Annotated in this window: 16 protein-coding genes and 1 pseudogene; 10 read left to right on the forward strand and 7 right to left on the reverse strand. The window is 36.2% G+C overall.

What is annotated here, in order from left to right:
• Positions 1 to 224 precede the first annotated feature (224 nt).
• The 3 genes from sppA to pncA all read left to right on the forward strand — a co-directional run bounded on the left by sppA (position 225) and on the right by pncA (position 3,956).
• Positions 225 to 2,105, forward strand: a complete 1,881-nt coding sequence (gene sppA, locus QE177_RS07385; protein WP_280548373.1) for a signal peptide peptidase SppA — start codon at positions 225 to 227, stop codon at positions 2,103 to 2,105.
• 155 nt (positions 2,106 to 2,260) lie between these two features.
• Positions 2,261 to 3,283: an asparaginase gene (ansA, locus tag QE177_RS07390; RefSeq protein ID WP_280548375.1), complete on the forward strand. Its 1,023-nt coding sequence runs from the start codon at positions 2,261 to 2,263 to the stop codon at positions 3,281 to 3,283.
• 10 nt (positions 3,284 to 3,293) lie between these two features.
• On the forward strand, positions 3,294 to 3,956 hold the full coding sequence (gene pncA, locus QE177_RS07395; protein ID WP_280548377.1) for a bifunctional nicotinamidase/pyrazinamidase: 663 nt from the start codon (positions 3,294 to 3,296) through the stop codon (positions 3,954 to 3,956).
• Positions 3,957 to 3,991: 35 nt separating this feature from the next.
• Here the strand turns inward: pncA and QE177_RS07400 are convergent, their stop codons facing one another.
• Positions 3,992 to 4,246 (reverse strand): DUF1315 family protein, encoded by a 255-nt coding sequence (locus QE177_RS07400; protein ID WP_280548379.1) that lies wholly within the window; start codon positions 4,244 to 4,246, stop codon positions 3,992 to 3,994.
• A 57-nt stretch (positions 4,247 to 4,303) separates the two neighbouring features.
• On the reverse strand, positions 4,304 to 4,717 hold the full coding sequence (gene msrB, locus QE177_RS07405; RefSeq protein ID WP_280548381.1) for a peptide-methionine (R)-S-oxide reductase MsrB: 414 nt from the start codon (positions 4,715 to 4,717) through the stop codon (positions 4,304 to 4,306).
• A gap of 349 nt (positions 4,718 to 5,066) precedes the next feature.
• On the opposite strand from msrB, the gene gapA reads away from it, so the two are divergent.
• Complete coding sequence (gene gapA / locus QE177_RS07410) at positions 5,067 to 6,062, forward strand: glyceraldehyde-3-phosphate dehydrogenase (protein ID WP_280548383.1); 996 nt, start codon at positions 5,067 to 5,069, stop codon at positions 6,060 to 6,062.
• Positions 6,063 to 6,184: 122 nt separating this feature from the next.
• A complete protein-coding gene (locus QE177_RS07415; protein ID WP_280548385.1) occupies positions 6,185 to 7,081 on the forward strand; it encodes a D-hexose-6-phosphate mutarotase in 897 nt (298 codons plus the stop codon).
• A 155-nt stretch (positions 7,082 to 7,236) separates the two neighbouring features.
• Here QE177_RS07415 and fadR read toward each other — a convergent pair whose 3' ends face one another.
• Entirely contained in the window at positions 7,237 to 7,959 is a 723-nt protein-coding gene (gene fadR / locus QE177_RS07420; RefSeq protein ID WP_280548387.1) for a fatty acid metabolism transcriptional regulator FadR, read from the reverse strand.
• 227 nt (positions 7,960 to 8,186) lie between these two features.
• On the opposite strand from fadR, the gene nhaB reads away from it, so the two are divergent.
• Both nhaB and dsbB read left to right on the forward strand, forming a co-directional pair.
• Positions 8,187 to 9,731, forward strand: a complete 1,545-nt coding sequence (gene nhaB / locus QE177_RS07425; RefSeq protein ID WP_280548389.1) for a sodium/proton antiporter NhaB — start codon at positions 8,187 to 8,189, stop codon at positions 9,729 to 9,731.
• Between the two features lie 212 nt (positions 9,732 to 9,943).
• A complete protein-coding gene (dsbB, locus tag QE177_RS07430; RefSeq protein ID WP_280548391.1) occupies positions 9,944 to 10,465 on the forward strand; it encodes a disulfide bond formation protein DsbB in 522 nt (173 codons plus the stop codon).
• A gap of 153 nt (positions 10,466 to 10,618) precedes the next feature.
• On the opposite strand, the gene QE177_RS07435 is transcribed toward dsbB, so the two are convergent.
• Positions 10,619 to 10,951, reverse strand: a complete 333-nt coding sequence (locus QE177_RS07435) for a multidrug efflux SMR transporter (RefSeq protein WP_280548393.1) — start codon at positions 10,949 to 10,951, stop codon at positions 10,619 to 10,621.
• Positions 10,952 to 11,150: 199 nt separating this feature from the next.
• On the opposite strand from QE177_RS07435, the pseudogene ttcA reads away from it, so the two are divergent.
• Positions 11,151 to 11,981: pseudogene (ttcA, locus tag QE177_RS07440) on the forward strand (tRNA 2-thiocytidine(32) synthetase TtcA); the annotation flags it as partial.
• A 313-nt stretch (positions 11,982 to 12,294) separates the two neighbouring features.
• Here the strand turns inward: ttcA and zntB are convergent.
• Entirely contained in the window at positions 12,295 to 13,284 is a 990-nt protein-coding gene (zntB, locus tag QE177_RS07445) for a zinc transporter ZntB (protein WP_280552237.1), read from the reverse strand.
• Positions 13,285 to 13,600: 316 nt separating this feature from the next.
• On the opposite strand from zntB, the gene QE177_RS07450 reads away from it, so the two are divergent.
• On the forward strand, positions 13,601 to 14,161 hold the full coding sequence (locus QE177_RS07450) for an Ail/Lom family outer membrane beta-barrel protein (protein ID WP_280548395.1): 561 nt from the start codon (positions 13,601 to 13,603) through the stop codon (positions 14,159 to 14,161).
• A 91-nt stretch (positions 14,162 to 14,252) separates the two neighbouring features.
• Here QE177_RS07450 and QE177_RS07455 read toward each other — a convergent pair whose 3' ends face one another.
• Positions 14,253 to 15,887, reverse strand: a complete 1,635-nt coding sequence (locus QE177_RS07455) for a peptide ABC transporter substrate-binding protein (protein WP_280548398.1) — start codon at positions 15,885 to 15,887, stop codon at positions 14,253 to 14,255.
• Between the two features lie 148 nt (positions 15,888 to 16,035).
• Here QE177_RS07455 and tpx point away from each other — a divergent pair, with 148 nt between their 5' ends.
• The gene (gene tpx, locus QE177_RS07460) at positions 16,036 to 16,539 is read left to right on the forward strand and encodes a thiol peroxidase (RefSeq protein ID WP_280548400.1); all 504 of its coding nucleotides are present in this window, start codon (positions 16,036 to 16,038) and stop codon (positions 16,537 to 16,539) included.
• A 102-nt stretch (positions 16,540 to 16,641) separates the two neighbouring features.
• On the opposite strand, the gene tyrR is transcribed toward tpx, so the two are convergent.
• Entirely contained in the window at positions 16,642 to 18,204 is a 1,563-nt protein-coding gene (tyrR, locus tag QE177_RS07465; RefSeq protein WP_280548402.1) for a transcriptional regulator TyrR, read from the reverse strand.
• Between the last annotated feature and the right edge of the window lie 38 nt (positions 18,205 to 18,242).

The raw sequence follows: 18,242 nt of genomic DNA on the forward strand, positions 1-18,242 counted from the left end.
TTCATTGCAACTAATTAAATAGCTACAAAGAGCGTAGAAATAACGGTTTTATAAGTATGTTTCTCAAAAATAGAATATTATCATCAGCATTAGTATAGTAAGGTAACATTTTCAATCAGCTTGAATAGCAATAAAATAATATTTTAATTATTCTATGAGTTATGGCTGACAATTATCTTATGTACTTTTAAGATAAATATGTTAATCATATAATTGGAGATCACATGCGAAGCCCATGGAATTTAATCGCAGCCTTTTTTAAATTTAGTTGGCGATTACTTAATTTTATCAGACGATTTATCACCAGTTTTATCTGTCTTTTTTTGATTTTTATTGCAGCAAGCAGCTATTTTGCCTATAAAAGTGAAAAAAAATCGACTAGCCAATATCATGGAGCGCTACTTATTGACCTACAAGGAGTGATTGTAGATCAAGTCTCTATCCCTAACCCCCTTGGCAAAATGAGCCGCGAATTATTAGGCTCATCAAGCAACCGCATGCAAGAAAACTCCTTATTTGATATTGTAAATATTATTCGCCGGGCAACCTATGATGACAAAATTACCGGTATCGTTTTACAACTGGATAATCTGATTGGATCTGATCAGCCATCCTTACAATATATTGGTAAGGCATTGACAGAGTTTAAACAGGCGGGAAAACCCATTTATGCGGTGGGTAATGGCTATAATCAATCGCAATATTATTTAGCCAGTTTTGCCAATAATATCTATATGTCACAACAAGGTAATGTCGGAATTTACGGTTTTTCAACCAATAAACTCTATTATAAAACGCTACTAGATAACCTAAAAGTTAATAGTCATATTTTCCGTATTGGTACCTATAAATCAGCGGTAGAGCCATTTATTCGCGATAATATGTCACCTGAAGCACGTGAAGCAGATAAAGTCTGGATCGGTTCACTATGGCAACATTATCTATCAACAGTTGCGCAAAACCGACAAACGACAGCAGAAAATATTTTCCCAGGTGCCGATAAATTGATTGAAGAAATGAAAAGCGTCAATGGTGACAGTGCGCAATATGCCGTTAAACAAAAACTCATTGATCATATTTTTACCAGCGCAGTTATGGAGAAAGAATTAAGCAAAAAATTTGGTTGGAATGATAAAGAGCAACATTTTAATTACATTAGTATCTATGATTATGCCAATGAACAACCACAGAAAAGTCAACTAATGCAACAAAAACAATCTGATGATCAACCTGGAAATATTGCTGTGATAATTGCCCAAGGCGCTATTATTGATGGGCCGCAAGAGCCTGGCATGGTGGGCAGCGAAACAACCGTGGCACAAATACGTAAGGCAAGACTTAATCCAGATATCAAAGCGATTGTTTTACGTGTGAATAGTCCTGGTGGCAGTGTAACCGCTTCAGAAGCGATACGTAATGAACTGGTTGCTGCCCGTGACGCTAATAAACCTATCGTGGTCTCGATGGGAGGAATGGCAGCCTCAGGTGGCTATTGGATTTCAACACCAGCCAACTATATTTTTGCCAGTCCAACAACCTTGACCGGCTCAATTGGTATTTTTGGTGTGATAAATACCTTTGAAAAGAGCTTAGATACAATTGGTGTTTATACTGATGGTGTCTCCACCACGCCATTAGCGGATATCTCAGCGACTAAAGGGATTAATAAACAATTTTCTGACATGATGCAAATCATTATTGAAAATGGCTATCATACCTTTCTAAAATATGTTGCCCAGGCGCGTCATAAGACACCAGCAGAGATAGACAAAATTGCTCAAGGTAGAGTATGGGTAGGTTCAGACGCGCTACAAAATGGCCTGATTGATAAACTGGGTGATTTTGACGATGCCGTAAATAAAGCGGCTGAATTAGCTAAAATTACCGCCCCTTCACTTGACTGGATGCAGCCTGAACGTTCTTTGATTGATCAATTAATATTTGAATTAACTTCAAACGCTGAGGCAATGATGCCCAATACACTACAATTGTTACTTCCGCAAAAAACGGCTAATAACCTTCAGCAACAAATCAAATTTTACCGCCATATGAATGATCCACAAAATCGCTACGCATTTTGTTTAAATTGTGGTGAGATTTATTAATAAACAGGTATTACATTGTTACAACTCTAGCGCCCAGCATATGGGCGCTTTATTTTTATATTAATATTTAACATGCCACAGATTTTATTAATTAACTACTTTATAATTCTTTAAATTTATTTATTTTCACTTATTCATATCCTTGGGTACCGAGAATGGGAAAAAAATCCATCTATGTTGTTTACACAGGCGGCACCATTGGCATGCAGTATTCCATACATGGATATGTGCCAGCTTCCGGGCACCTGCAAAAACAACTAACTAACATGCCAGAGTTTCATCGGGCTGAAATGCCTCATTTCACTATCCGGGAACATAATCCTTTAATCGATTCCGCTAATATGACGCCACTAGATTGGCAATGCATTGCTGATGATATTAGGGATAATTATGAGAACTATGATGGTTTTGTTATTCTACATGGTACCGATACCATGGCATTTACCGCCTCTGCACTCTCATTTATGTTTGACAACCTAAGCAAACCAATTATCGTGACAGGGTCACAAATACCGCTGGAAGCGTTAAGATCCGATGGCCAAACCAATCTTCTTAATGCCTTGTACTTGGCGGCAAATTACCCTATCAATGAAGTAACACTGTTTTTTAATAACAAATTATTTAGGGGGAACCGTACCGTTAAATCACATGCGGATGGTTTTGATGCCTTTACTTCACCTAATTGTCCACCGTTGATTGATGCAGGTATTCATATCCGTTGTTTACAAAGCTGTCCATTGCTAAAAAACGACGGTAATTTCAGCAGCCATAAAATTACCCCTCAAGCCATTGGTGTTGTTACCATTTATCCTGGGATTTCAGTACAAAGCATTGAAAATATCTTACTGCAACCAACCAAAGCTCTTATTCTTCGTTCTTACGGGGTTGGTAATGCGCCTTCACAAACAGCGTTGTTAAAATGCCTTGAAAAAGCTTGTCAACAAGATATTATCGTCGTCAATCTGACACAATGCCTATCTGGGCGAGTTAACATGAATGGGTATGCAACCGGGCACGCATTAGCTAAAGTTGGTGTTATTAGCGGTTATGATATGACTTTTGAGGCAACACTTACCAAACTTCATTATTTACTCAGTCAATCTTTATCAGTAGATGATATTCGTACACTGATGCAAAAAAATTTGCGCGGTGAACTAAGTTATAGCGACAATTATTAAGGATAACATGATGACTCATAGCGCATTATTACTGGTCGATCTGCAAAATGACTTTTGTAATGGGGGCGCCCTAGCAATATTAGATAGTGAAAGTGTTATTAATACAGCTAATGAAGTTATTACCTACTGCCAGCAACAAGATATTGTTATTATCGCCAGCCAGGACTGGCATCCTGCTAATCATTTGAGTTTTGCCGTCAACTCAGGAACTAAAGTAGGCACAGAGGGTAAACTTAATGGTTTACGCCAAATTTGGTGGCCAGTTCATTGTGTGCAACATCAGAAAGGGGCGCGATTGCATCCAGCACTTAATCAGTCAGCAATCCAAGCTATTTTTCAAAAAGGAGTTAATGCCACAATTGATAGTTATAGTGCTTTTTTTGACAATGACCATCAGCATGCAACTCAGTTAAATTTTTGGCTAACAAAAAATCAAATTAAACATTTATATATTATGGGCTTAGCAACAGATTACTGCGTAAAATTCACCGTCCTTGATGCATTACAATTAGGTTATCAAGTAACGGTTATCCAAGATGGTTGTCGGGGCGTTAACCTCCATCCAGAAGACAGCCATAACGCATTACAAGAAATGGCATTAGCGGGTGCCAAACTAATAACATCTTCTAATTTGCCCGTTCAATCTTTTAACCGTGCTAATGATTTTCGCTAAAAGTGATTAATATGTTAATATTTAGTAAATTTTGGTTAGTGTTGTTTACTATCAAATAATTTCTTTAATTCATTTTTTGTTTTCAAAATAATTTTCCCATCCGTACCTACCGTCATATGCTGCGCATTATGATTATGCCTAGCCTGCCAAAGCATAACAGCCTGCAGACTATTTTCTTTTTGCTTTGGGGTTAACGCAACACCATCTGGCCATTTACCCAACTCAACGGCGGTTAGCAATCGTTGATAAATCTCAACTGTCATTAAATCAACCAGTTCATTAAGCTCCATATTTCATTCCTTCTTTTTGTTTTGGATTTATCATTAATTACATCCAATAAGTCTTATTTAACCCTCAGTTACCTCACCAGATTGTTGATCAGTAAAACTTAATGCGACTGAATTAATGCAATAACGTTGCCCAGTCGGTTGTGGACCATCGGCAAAAACATGGCCTAAATGCGCATTACAGTGACCACAACGTACTTCGATCCGTTGCATACCATGAGAAAAATCATCAATATAAGTGACGGCTTGATCATCTATCGGTTGGTAAAAGCTTGGCCAGCCACAACCCGTATCAAATTTTGTTTGCGATAAAAAAAGCGGCGCCTGGCAACATAGACAGTAATAAATACCTTCTCGTTGATTATGTAATAACTTACCTGAAAAAGGCGGCTCGGTTCCGGCTTCTTGAGTGACATGATGTTGCATTTCATTAAGTTTATTCGACTTAATGGGTTTATGTTCTTTTTCTGTCATAAGAAAGCTTTCCTTATTTTCTAGTAAACATAATTATATTTATCTGGTGAGAAAAAGGTAACTCTAAACCATCTCAATTATTTTTATCCTAGCAAAAAGGCTCTTTCTGATCTGATTTGTGATATAATTCACATATATTATTAATATTCACTTTAAATCTCCCTCTCCAGACCGATAATAGTGAATCAAAACATTCACCTTAAGCTTGTTTGCTAAACATACAAAAGGTGCTCTATATGTCATTTTTTATGGTAATTGACACGATTCCGCTTGACGGATGGCAAGGTTTTGGTAACGTTAGAAACAATATTGAATTCTTTTAAATTAAAATATAGCTGGTGGAAATACTATGACTATCAAAGTAGGTATTAATGGTTTCGGTCGTATTGGCCGTATTGTTTTTCGTGCTGCCCAAGAGCGTAAAGATATCGAAATCGTGGCAATCAATGATTTATTAGATGCCAATTATATGGCCTATATGCTGAAATATGACTCAACTCATGGTCGTTTCAACGGTACTATCGAAGTTAAAGATGGTCACCTAGTGGTTAATGGTAAAACTATTCGCTGCACGGCAGAAAAAGATCCTGCTAACTTGAAATGGAATGAAGTTGGTGTTGATGTAGTTGCTGAAGCAACAGGTATTTTCTTAACTGATGAAACAGCACGCAAACATATTACGGCGGGAGCTAAAAAAGTCGTTTTAACCGGCCCCTCTAAAGATGAGACCCCGATGTTTGTTATGGGTGTTAATCATAACACCTATAGTGGTCAAGATATTGTTTCTAATGCCTCTTGTACCACTAACTGCTTAGCTCCGTTAGCGAAAATTATCAATGACAAATTTGGTATCATTGAAGGCCTGATGACCACCGTTCATGCAACAACTGCAACTCAAAAAACTGTTGACGGACCTTCAGCTAAGGATTGGCGTGGTGGTCGTGGTGCTTCACAAAATATCATTCCTTCATCAACCGGTGCGGCTAAAGCTGTTGGTAAGGTCATTCCTGAGCTCAATGGTAAATTAACCGGTATGGCGTTCCGTGTTCCGACACCGAATGTTTCAGTTGTCGATCTAACTGTTCGTTTAAATAAACCTGCCACTTATAAAGAAATCTGCCAAGCGATCCAACATGCTGCAAATGGTGAATTAAAAGGCATTCTTGGTTACACAGAAGATGACGTTGTTTCCACTGACTTTAATGGCGACAAATTAACATCCATTTTTGATGCCAAAGCAGGTATTGCCTTAAACGATAGTTTTGTAAAATTAGTCGCCTGGTACGATAATGAAACTGGTTATTCGAATAAAGTTTTAGATTTAATTGCGCATATTGCTAAATAAATAGCCTAATTACTCACTTCAAGCCGCCATCAATGGCGGCTTTTTTCATTCTAGCATATAATCCAACGGTATTTTTAAACTGACTAATTGGCAATCATAAAAAAGATAAAAAGGTCGAAATTATGAATGACACGACACTGTTTAGCTTACCGGTAAGAGAAAAAATTTCATCCTATATCACGCTTTGCCAGCTCGATGAATTGCCGGTCATTATTGTTTCTCATCCTAAAGTGAATGCCGCAGTCAGCCTTCAGGGAGCACAATTACTTAGCTGGCAGCCCGATGGGGAAAAAGAGTGTTTGTGGTTAAGTAAAAATAGTTTATTCAAAAAAAATACCGCTATTCGCGGTGGAATTCCTATCTGTTGGCCATGGTTTGGTCTGGCCGCGCAACCCAGTCATGGTTTTGCCCGTTTACAAGAATGGCAACTGACAGCACATAGTGAGCATAACGATTGTGTGATCCTCACGCTAACCCTTGCTGATAATGAAAAGACAAAAAAGATATGGCCACATGAATTCACCTTAATAATGCGCTTAAAACTCGCTGCCACCAGTGAAATTGAATTTGAATATTTTGGTACTGAACCTGCCACTGGTGCATTACATACTTATTTACAAGTCAGTGACATAAATAAGATATACGTTGAAGGATTAGGCAAACATTATTTTGATAAAGTGGCTGATCGAGACGTTTACACTGAAGAGACAAAAACTTATATAACCGCACGGACTGATCGTATTTATACCGAATCCGATGATTGCAATTTAGTATATGACAAAAATTGGCAACGTATTTTAGAAATACATCATTACCACCATAGTGACATAGTCTGTTGGAATCCTGGCGCTGAACTCTCCAGTACAATAAAAGATATGACCCGCGATGGGTACAAAAAAATGCTATGTCTGGAAACCGCTCATATTAGCCAACCAATGCAACCAGCAGGTGAAAATCCTGCCCGGATGTCATTAATTTTAGGTGTGCGTAGTATTAAAATGCAAGACGTAATGCGATAGCTTCGCTATTTTTAGCTAAAAATAATAATAAAGATTGATATAGTTTATACGCATTTTACACTAATAACCGTTCTCTTAAACAACGCCCTCACTTTTGATGAGGGAATAAAAAAATAGTCTCATAGCACATCTAGACATTTGCAAGCAACGCGGGGTTAACGTGATTCAGACAAATTATTTATCATATTGTCTTTATCTTTCATTTCACGCCAAATATTACCACTCTCTTTACCATAACTACGAACCCGATCTAACACCTGCTCACACTTTTCTTGTTCACAGATTTTAGCTAAATCATGGTAAAAATCGTAAGCAAGTTGACGCGCTTTAGGATCAGAAAAAAAATAGCGACCAACGCGGGTATATAATCCTTTTAACCCATTTAGGATCAAGCCATATATAGGATTACCAGAAACAAATGCCAGGCCACGAAAAATATTATAATCAACTTTACTAAATGCTTCGGAACAATCTTCTATATTCTCTCTTATTGATAATATCTCTAATGATTTTTGTTTATTTTTACGAAAGGCTGTTCGAATAAAAATAGCGGAAATATTGGTTCTAACAGATAATAAATCCTCAATTAATTTTGGTGCCCCACTGTGATCTAACCGAGCCACTGTCTCTAAAATATTAAGTCCTGAAGTTTCCCAAAAATTATTTACTTTAGTCGGTTTTCCATGCTGAATAGTTAACCAACCATCTCTTGCAAGCCGCTGTAAAACTTCTCGTAAAGTTGTTCTCGTAACACCAATTAGCTCAGACAGCTCACGTTCTGCAGGTAAAATTGAACCTGGGGGAAAATGTTTATTCCAAATACTTTCAACAATATACTCTTCTGCAAAATTAGCCGGACTTTGCGCTCTAATAATCATATTTTTCTCTACCTAAAACAAATTTTTTGTCATTATAAAACGAGATAATATCAGAATGAAAAACTTTGAGGTAGCCGAGTTATTAAGAAATACTAATCTGATCATAAAGACTTAATACAATTTGCCGTTAAATAGTCGATCGTTCTTTTAATTTCTAGCATAGAAAAAACGTAGTATGCTACGTTAGTCAATTTTACTTACATACTAGTGAAGGAAAGCATGTAATAATGAATATAAACACCAGACAAATTATGTTGAAAAATTTCCTGGGTAACTCCCCTGAATGGTACAAATTGACTATTATTTTCTTTTTGATAATCAATCCACTGTGCTTTTTTTTCGTTAACCCTTTTATAGCCGGTTGGTTACTAATTGCCGAATTTATTTTTACCCTTGCCATGGCACTAAAATGTTACCCGCTACAGCCTGGCGGATTACTTGCTATTGAAGCAATAATAATTGGTATGACTTCACCGAAACAAGTCAGTCATGAAATCGCTAATAACATTGAAGTGATATTGCTATTGATTTTTATGGTGGCAGGCATTTATTTCATGAAACAATTGTTGTTATTTGCTTTCACAAAATTACTGCTGTCTATTCATTCTAAACGAATCCTATCACTGGCTTTCTGTTTAGCAAGCGCTTTTCTTTCGGCCTTTTTAGACGCGCTAACGGTAATTGCTGTCGTGATCAGTGTAGCTGTTGGTTTTTATTCTATTTATCATAACTATGTATCCAGTCAGAAAGAGCCTCTCCAGCCAGAAAATAACACAGATACCAGGGAAAAAAACCAGATTCTTGAACAATTTCGCGCTTTTTTACGTAGTCTAATGATGCACGCTGGCATTGGAACTGCATTAGGTGGTGTGATGACAATGGTTGGTGAGCCACAAAATTTAATTATTGCTAAATATGTTGGCTGGAATTTTAGTGCTTTTTTCTTACATATGATCCCAGTGACATTACCAGTATTTTTATGTGGCTTAATTATTTGTTATTGCGTCGAACATTTTAAACTATTCGGTTACGGTGCAGAATTACCAGAAAGCGTCCGCCATATTTTGCAAATGCACGATAAAAATGCGAGCAGAAAACGAGATCGACGGGAAAAATTGCAACTAATAACTCAAGCATTGGTCGGTGTTTGGTTAATTATTGCTCTAGCTTTCCATCTTGCTGAAGTCGGCTTAATTGGCTTATCTGTCATCATATTAATAACCTCATTTTGTGGCATTACTGATGAACACACCATTGGCAAAGCATTTGAAGAAGCTTTACCCTTTACCGCCTTATTAACGGTATTTTTTTCAATTGTTGCAGTTATTATTGATCAACATCTTTTTACCCCATTTATTCAATTTGTATTACAGTCTTCTGAATCATCGCAACTGTTTTTATTCTACTTATTTAATGGGTTACTTTCTGCTATTTCAGACAATGTTTTTGTTGGTACTGTCTATATAAATGAAGCAATGAGTGCGTTAAAAGAAGGATTAATATCACGCCAACAGTTTGAATATCTGGCGGTTGCCATTAATACAGGAACTAACCTGCCTTCAGTAGCAACACCAAACGGTCAAGCTGCTTTTCTATTTTTATTGACTTCAGCACTTTCACCACTTATTCGCCTTTCATATGGCAGAATGGTTATTATGGCATTACCTTATACTATTGTGATGACATTCGTCGGTTTATTAGCAATAGAACTATGGTTGATCCCAGCAACTGAGTGGTTCGCTTCATTAGGCCTGATAAATATAGCTAAATAATTTTTATTAAAAATGCTATTATTTAATTGAAAATAATAGCATTTTCCTTTCATTTAACACAAAAAGCTGTCAGCTAAAAAGAAAATTTATTTACAATTCAATTCATTATCCTATCTTATTAGAAATTTAAATTAGCTATTTTTTTTGGCGTAAACAAAATAAGATCATATGCTTCCCTCACTAACTTATCGAAGAAATGGAATAGAATAAACATGCTTAAATTTTTTTACTCATACTCACAAACCAGAAAAGCCTGGTTATTACTGGCTATCAGCGCCTGTATTTTAGAAATTATTGCACTTTATTTTCAACACGGTATGGGCCTAAGACCTTGTGTATTATGCATTTACGAAAGGATTGCACTGTTTGCTATCTTGGCAGCCGGTTTAATTGCTGTCATCGCGCCAAAAAGTACTCTTCGCTTCGTGGCACTCATTTTATGGTTATACAGTAGTTGGCAAGGATTGAAGCTAACCTGGGAACATACCAGACTAAAATTTTACCCATCACCTTTTGACTCGTGCGATTTTGCCGTTAATCTTCCATCATGGCTGCCACTTAATCACTGGTTTCCAGCTGTTTTTGAAGCCTATGGTGACTGTATCCAAAAACAGTGGTCATTTTTAAATATTGAAATGTCCGTATGGTTATTAATTATTTTTATCGCTTATTTTTTGCTGGCAATAATTATCCTGTTAAGCCAATTTTTATGGTTTAAAAAAAATAATCATTAAGACAATTCTAGCTGGACTAATAATTATCAGTCCAGCTTTCACTATGATGACTTTATGGAAATATTACGGCTCACTAGCGAGAAACTGTCAAACCGCTCAATAAGTTTGAGATTCAATAGATTATTACCTAATACACCTTATAAATAACCATTATCAATGAATACTAGTTTTAGAAACAAGATTAATAACTAAAACCCCAGAAATAATTAACAAAATCCCTAAAATAGCTGGCCAATCTAATTTTTGCTGATAAAGAAACAACGCTGCCACTGACACCAGCACGATGCCTAAACCAGACCAAATAGCATAGGCAATACCTAATGGCATCATTTTGACTACTTGTGATAAGCCAAAAAATGAAATGCTATAACCAACAACAACAATAATTGATGGTAACAAACGGGTAAAACCATCAGAAGCCTTTAATGATGTGGTTGCAATCACTTCAGCCACAATCGACATTAATAAATAAGCCAATCCGTTCATTTATACTCCTAAATATAAACTAATTATCACAATGGTAAGATAATCGAAACACTAATTGCCAGTATTGAGGTAAAACTAAATAATCAGCAAAAGTTTTCTTTTGCTCTAAACTAGCCTAAACTGGTCGCGTTTTTTATCGCGGTGGATTTAAAAAATCATTCTTTTGATAATAAAATCGATTACCTTTAATACATCAGTAATAAATATGAATCAACAAAAAGAACAGTATAACTTTAATAAACTACAAAAAAAGTTACGTCGTAACGTTGGCCAAGCGATCGCTGATTTCAATATGATTGAAGAAAATGATCGCATTATGGTTTGTCTTTCTGGTGGCAAAGATAGTTACACCCTATTATCAATATTACAAAATTTACAAAAAAGCGCGCCAGTAAATTTTACTCTGTTTGCCGTCAATCTTGACCAAAAACAACCCGGTTTTCCGGCCGACATTTTGCCATCTTATCTCGATAAACTCGGTATTGAATACCAAATAGTGGCAGAAAATACTTATGGTATTGTGAAAGAAAAAATACCGGCAGGAAAAACGACCTGCTCACTATGCTCTCGCCTACGTCGCGGTATCTTATATCGAACTGCCAGCGAACTGGGAGCCACTAAAATTGCATTAGGCCATCACCGGGATGATATTTTACAAACCGTATTTCTCAATATGTTTTATGGTGGCAAACTCAAAGGGATGCCACCTAAGCTAATGAGTGACAATGGTAAACATATCGTTATACGACCTTTAGCCTATTGCCGGGAAAAAGATATTGCTAACTACGCAAAAATTAAAGCATTTCCAATTATTCCTTGCAATCTTTGTGGTTCTCAACCCAATTTACAACGGCAAGTTATAGGCAAAATGCTAAGAGAATGGGACAAACAGTACCCAGGGCGAATTGAGACTATGTTTCAAGCAATGCAAAATATTGTTCCTTCTCATTTATGCGACAGTAACCTATTCAACTTCAAACAGATTAATCATACCAGCAACATTGTTAATGGTGGCGATTTAGCATTTGATAACGAAACATTTTCCATAATTAACGCCCACCATGCTACCGAGTCAGATAGCCCTCACTCAAATCGGGTTAATATTGTTGAAATAAAATAAAAAAAGCCGATGTATTATACATCGGCTGATAGCGGTCAATTATTCTGTATAAGAACTCAATATGAGAAAAACTACAATTATGGAGCACAACGTTCATCGCTTAACGTTGCATTCACCTGCGAAATCAATTCTGCCTTAATTAGGTATAAATTTTCTTGATATAGCTCAATTTATTTTTACTAAACTAAATAACTAGAAATTTTATATTAGAAAATGTTTTATTTTATAACCACTTCCCTCTCTTTAACCACCAGATAACAAAAGTAATTAAACAACTTAACAATAAACAAAAAATACTAAATGCAAATTTAAACTCGCTACCTGGAATACCATTTAGGTTGACGCCAAATAAGCCGGTTAAAAAGGTTGATGGAAGAAAAACAATCGCTAACATTGACATAGTATAAATTCGTTTATTAGTTGCTTCTGAAATCAATGCATTAATTTCATCGGTTATAACAGCGGTACGAGCAACAAAACCATCTAATTCATCAATACATCGCCCAAGCCTTTCGGCATTTTCCTGCATACGGTGGCGATCGTCATCGCTCATCCATAGAAATTTTTCGGTGGCTAAACGAGCAAAAACATCCCGTTGAGTAGACATATAGCGGCGCACGATAATAATCTGTTTTCTTAATAACGCTAATTTTCCCCGTTCCGGGATCTCTTCAGTTAATATTTTTTCTTCCATTTTAATTAAACGATCATGCAATATATCGGTAAAATCACTGACTTCATCGTTAATCGAATCAGCGACCTCCACTAACCATTCTCCGCTCGTTTTTGCGCCAACATGATGAGTTAGATCGTCAATAACAGGCTCAAGGGATTTAACTTTACGGTGGCGACTAGAAATAATTACCTGATTATTAATATAAATACGAAAGGCAACCAACTGTTCAGGCCGGTCACCGATATTTTTATTAATCGTTTGTAAATTAACCAGTGTGCCATCACCGGTTCTTATTATACGCAACCGATTAATATTTCCAGTTAGTCCATCTTTAATCGTTGAATTGAATAATCCAGAATGCTTTATCCATTGATAACTGGCTTTATTTCTATAATCATAGTGAAGCCAAAACGGCATTTGTGGTGTCGCTTCCGCATTAACATCGATAGCAATAAATCCACCTTCACCATCTAATTGGTATGCATGTACAGATTCAGAGCCCTGAATTATTGAGCCATAAATAGCCACAACACATATCCCCCTATTACGGTCAATTTTGTTTTTTCCTTTTAAAAATAGTCCTATTTCTGTTTAATTAAAGCTTTCTTACTCGATTGTTATATGATTAATTGCGACTAACATTTTATTTTTATGTCGTTAAGCCTTTCTATTCGTCAAAATTCATCACAAAAATTAATTAAAACAAAAATAAATTAAATTCAAATTAATTAATAATACATTTAAATTCAAGATATTATAATTAAATACAAATTAATAAAAAGTTGATCACAAATGAAAAATAATTAAAATAATTAAAATAATTAATCATAGAAACCATAAACTAGGGACAGTTATGAAAAAAACAGTTATTTTTACCTTAATGACCCATTTATTTTTTTCGCCTACAGGATTTTCAGCTTCTCCTCAATCGCAAACCTTCAGTCTAGGCTATTCTAATCTCTATTATCATGGTAATTCTCTTACCGGGTTAAACCTTAACTATGACTACCAAATAGATAACCATTGGGGAGTATTAACATCGATAAGCTGGAATAAAGGTGTTAATCATTGGTACAGCTTCAATAATCTCCATCAACTTGTTAAACATAAAGTTAATATTGATTACCTCAGCTTACAAGCCGGCCCCAGTTATCGTTTCAATGATTATTTAACGCTATATAGCACCATCGGTTTTGCCCGTTTTACCCTAAAAAACACAGAGAAATTTGAGATCGAAAATATAGTGATTGATTCAATGAAACATACCACCGGCCTTAGTTGGGGAGCCGGAATAAAAATCAACCCGATCAAAATGCTCAGCCTCTATTTAAGCTATGAAGGAGCGAATAGTCATAACGATCACACAAATCCCACAGTCAATGGATTTAATATTGGTTTAGGTTATCGATTCTAGTTGTCTAATTTACAATCTTAGTCGCCTGATGATACGTCAGGGCATAAATTTCATCACTGCCCTGCATTAAGCAGACTAATTTAGTATTGAATTAATGTTTAATAACATAAAGTGTATGGCTATAACTTACATTTTCTGGATTATTGACTAGATAGCCCTTTAACCAAGATTTTATTAAGTATCCGCGACTATAATAGTAAACCGGTGCAATAGGTGCATGTGTTAACAACATTTTTTCTGCTCGATTATAAAATCGATTACGATTTTTAATACTCTTTTCCATCATCGCCGAGGCAATAATTTGGTCATAGTCACTATTTTGAAATTTAGCCCAATTACCACGGTTAGAAGATACCATGACATTTAAAAAACTAGATGGCTCATTATATTCAGCAACTCTGGCTGCACCCAACACATTAAAATGACCGGAATTACGACTCTCATTGTAAGTTTTCCATTGCTGATTAACCAAAGTTATCTCAGCACCTAACTTTCTTTTCCACATTGAGGCAATAGCAATAGCCACCTTTTTATTATTTTCTGAATTATTGTAGACAAGAGAAAGCTTTAATGGATTATGGCTACTAAATCCCGCTAGATGTAATAGAACTCTAGCTTGTTCGTCCAACTCTTTTTGTCCATAGCCATCATAAAAGCCTCTTTCAGGAGTAAAATCTGCAATAACATCTGGTATAAAACGGTAAGCAGCTTTTTCTCCATCAGCTAATATTTTGTTGGTAATAACATCTCTATTAATTGATACAGTTAATGCTCTTCTTACTCGCCTATCATCAGTGGGTGGCTTTTGGGTATTAAAAACATAGTAATAAGTCGCCAACTGCCCGACTAAATAAAACTCATCCGGTATTTGCTGCAGCAATTTACTATCTAAATGCTCAGGTAAAAATTCAGTTTCAACAACATCACCGGCAAAATAACTCTGCCATGCGCGAGCACTTTGCTTAATCGGTACAAAGGTCACCTTAGTTAAAATTGTATTTTTATGATCCCAATAGTATCGATTAGGTTGTAAAATTATTTTTTCGCCAGCAATACGCTCAGTTAGCCTAAAAGCACCATTGCCGACTAAGTTAGTCGGTGTGAGCCAATTTTGGCCATATCTAGCAATTATTTTTTGATTAACAGGAAAGAAACTAAAATGACTAGTTAAATTTAGAAAATAGGGTGCTGGCTGCTCCAAAGTCACTTTCAAAGTATGGTTGTCAAGCGCTTCGACGCCTAACTTTTCAATGGGTAATTCATTATTAATAATTTTTTGCGCATTTTTAATCCCCGCCAGGGTGGCAAAATAAGCAAATGGTGAGTGATTTACCGGATCAACCAAGCGACGCCAACTATAGACAAAATCTTTAGCCGTGACAGGGTCACCATTTGACCACTTAGCATCTGGCCTTAAATAAAAAAACCAAATCCGATTACCGGCATTTGTCCAACTATTTGCTACACCTGGAATAGGACGGCCGGCTTCATTTTGATTAGTTAATCCTTCAAATAAATCACGTATTACATGTGCTTCGGCTAAACCAATCTCGCTAATTGGATCTAAAGAAGCAGGATCAGCGTTAATTTGCCTAACTACCTCTTGTTTTTCAGCTAATGCATCCCCTCTAGCCACTAACGCAGCTACTGCAGGTTTAGTATTCACGATACAATTAAAAAAGAATATTGCTAATGCTGTTTTATAGCGAAGCATATAGATTTCCATATTATATCCCTAGTTTATTATAATTATAGAAAATAATTTGGTTAAAACAATTAGATATAACAAGTTGTTGTAACGATTTAGATAGGAAACTTAATTATTTTCATTTAGAATTGTTGAACTAAATGTTATTAAGGGAGGAAAGGATAAGATGTCAACTAGTACAAATTTCAAAGGGCAACCTGTTGCAATCAATGGCACTTTCTTGCAACCGGGTGATAAAGCTAAAGAATTTACCCTAGTTGCTAACGATCTGGCAGAAAAGTCTTTGTCAGATTATCAAGGCAAACGAAAAATTCTTAATATATTTCCCAGTATTGATACCGGTGTCTGTGCTACCTCTGTTCGCAAATTTAACCAGTTAGTCAGCCAACTAGAAAACAGCGTTGTATTGTGTATCTCTGCCGATCTTCCTTTTGCACAGAGCCGCTTTTGTGGCGCAGAGGCGCTAGATAATGTAGTTACATTATCAATCTTTCGTGCACCAAGTTTCAGTAAAGACTATGGCGTAGAAATGACTTCTGGGCCATTAAAAGGTTTGACCGCTCGTGCTGTGGTTATTATCGATGAAAATGATAAAGTCATTTATAGTGAATTAGTTGATGAAATTACCCATGAACCCAACTATGATGCTGCTCTTAATGCATTAAGATAGTGATAATAATACTAATGAAAATATCTTTTAATTAAGCTATTTGTGTAGCTTTGATTCGATAGCGATAAAACTTATCGCTATCTCAATTTCGGTTACACTATATCACTCACCCTCATTCTCTTTTTTATGACTTAATCCATACTCCCGCAACTTATTGGCAATAGCAGTATGCGATACATTAAGCCGCTTTGCTAATTTACGCGTACTAGGATAATCTTGATAAAGTCGCGCTAATATTGAAGCTTCAAAATGTTTTATCAATTCATCTAACGTGCCATTTAATTGTTCGGCGGAAAATAGAGAAATATCTTTTAGATCCGGCAAAATAATATCTTGCGGTGTTAATTCTCGTCCCGCCAACTGAATTAAAGCCTGATAGAGAACATTACGTAGCTGCCTTACGTTACCAGGCCAATGATAATTGGCAAGATAAGGCGCTAATTTAGGTGAAAGTTTGGGTTTTTCAATGCGTTGTTCCTGTGAAAATTGCCTGACAAATTCTTCCGTAAGCGGCATTATATCTGCTTGCCTTTCACGCAACGGGGGCAAGCTTACCGTTAATACATGTAGGCGATAATAAAGATCTTGCCTAAATTGTCCCTTTTCAACTAATTCCAACAAATTTTTTTGTGTTGCGCAGATCACTCTGACATCAACTTTAACTTCTTGCTCTTCACCTACCCGGCGAAAGGTACCATCGTTTAAGAAACGTAACAATTTGATCTGCATTTGTGACGACATTTCGCCAATTTCGTCTAATAAAACAGTCCCCCCATTGGCATACTCAAAAAATCCCTTTTTGGCCTCAATGGCATTGGGATAAGCCCCTGCTGCGTAACCAAATAGTTCACTTTCTACAACATCCTCTGGCATCGATGCACAATTCAATCCTAAGAAAGGTTTATTACCTCTCATGCTCTGTAAGTGAGATGCTTTAGCTAAAATATCTTTACCCGTTCCTGTTTCACCAACCAATAGCAACGGTTCATCAAGTAGGGCTATTTTTTTTAAATGTTCAACTAGCTGGCTCATTTTGGGACTGACCGCAATGATGTGAGCAAAACTATCTGTTTTTTCCTTTTCGTTTGCTTGATACTGCTGCTCTGCGGGCAACGCCTTTAGTAGAATAATAGCGCCTGCGTTTTCAGTCGAACCCGTGGTTTTATGGTTATTAATTGGCGTAACCTGAAGCAGATATTTATTACCTTTAATCAACACTCGTTCAGAATAAGATTGTAAATTATTTTGTTCTAGTAATTTTGCCAAACGCGGATGATTTATTAGCTGATTAAATTTTTTTTCTTTTAACTGGTTATTATGAATAGCAAACAATTTTAACATCGCAGAATTGGCTAATGCGATATTAGCTTTAGCATTAACCGAAAAAATAGGATCAGGAAAAGTATTTAATAAAGTCAATAATAGTTTTTTTTCATGTTCAGAAGGCACAAAAGAGACTGTTTTTACATCTTTAACACCGCGAATACGTCGAATTTCAGTCATTAACTGTTGAAACGTCGTGGTGTCGACTTGAGCAAATTTGAGATAAATATTACGATTTGGTGAAATCTCAATCCCTTCAAGGTCAATGTTTTGTAAAACAAGTAAATCAAGTAATTCACGTGTTAAACCCATTCGATCTTGGCAAATCACTTCTAATCGCATCGCTGAGAACCTTATATCGATATAATTTACTATTCAAT

Source organism: Arsenophonus sp. aPb (genome assembly GCF_029873475.1).
In the GTDB taxonomy this organism is placed as follows: domain Bacteria; phylum Pseudomonadota; class Gammaproteobacteria; order Enterobacterales; family Enterobacteriaceae; genus Arsenophonus.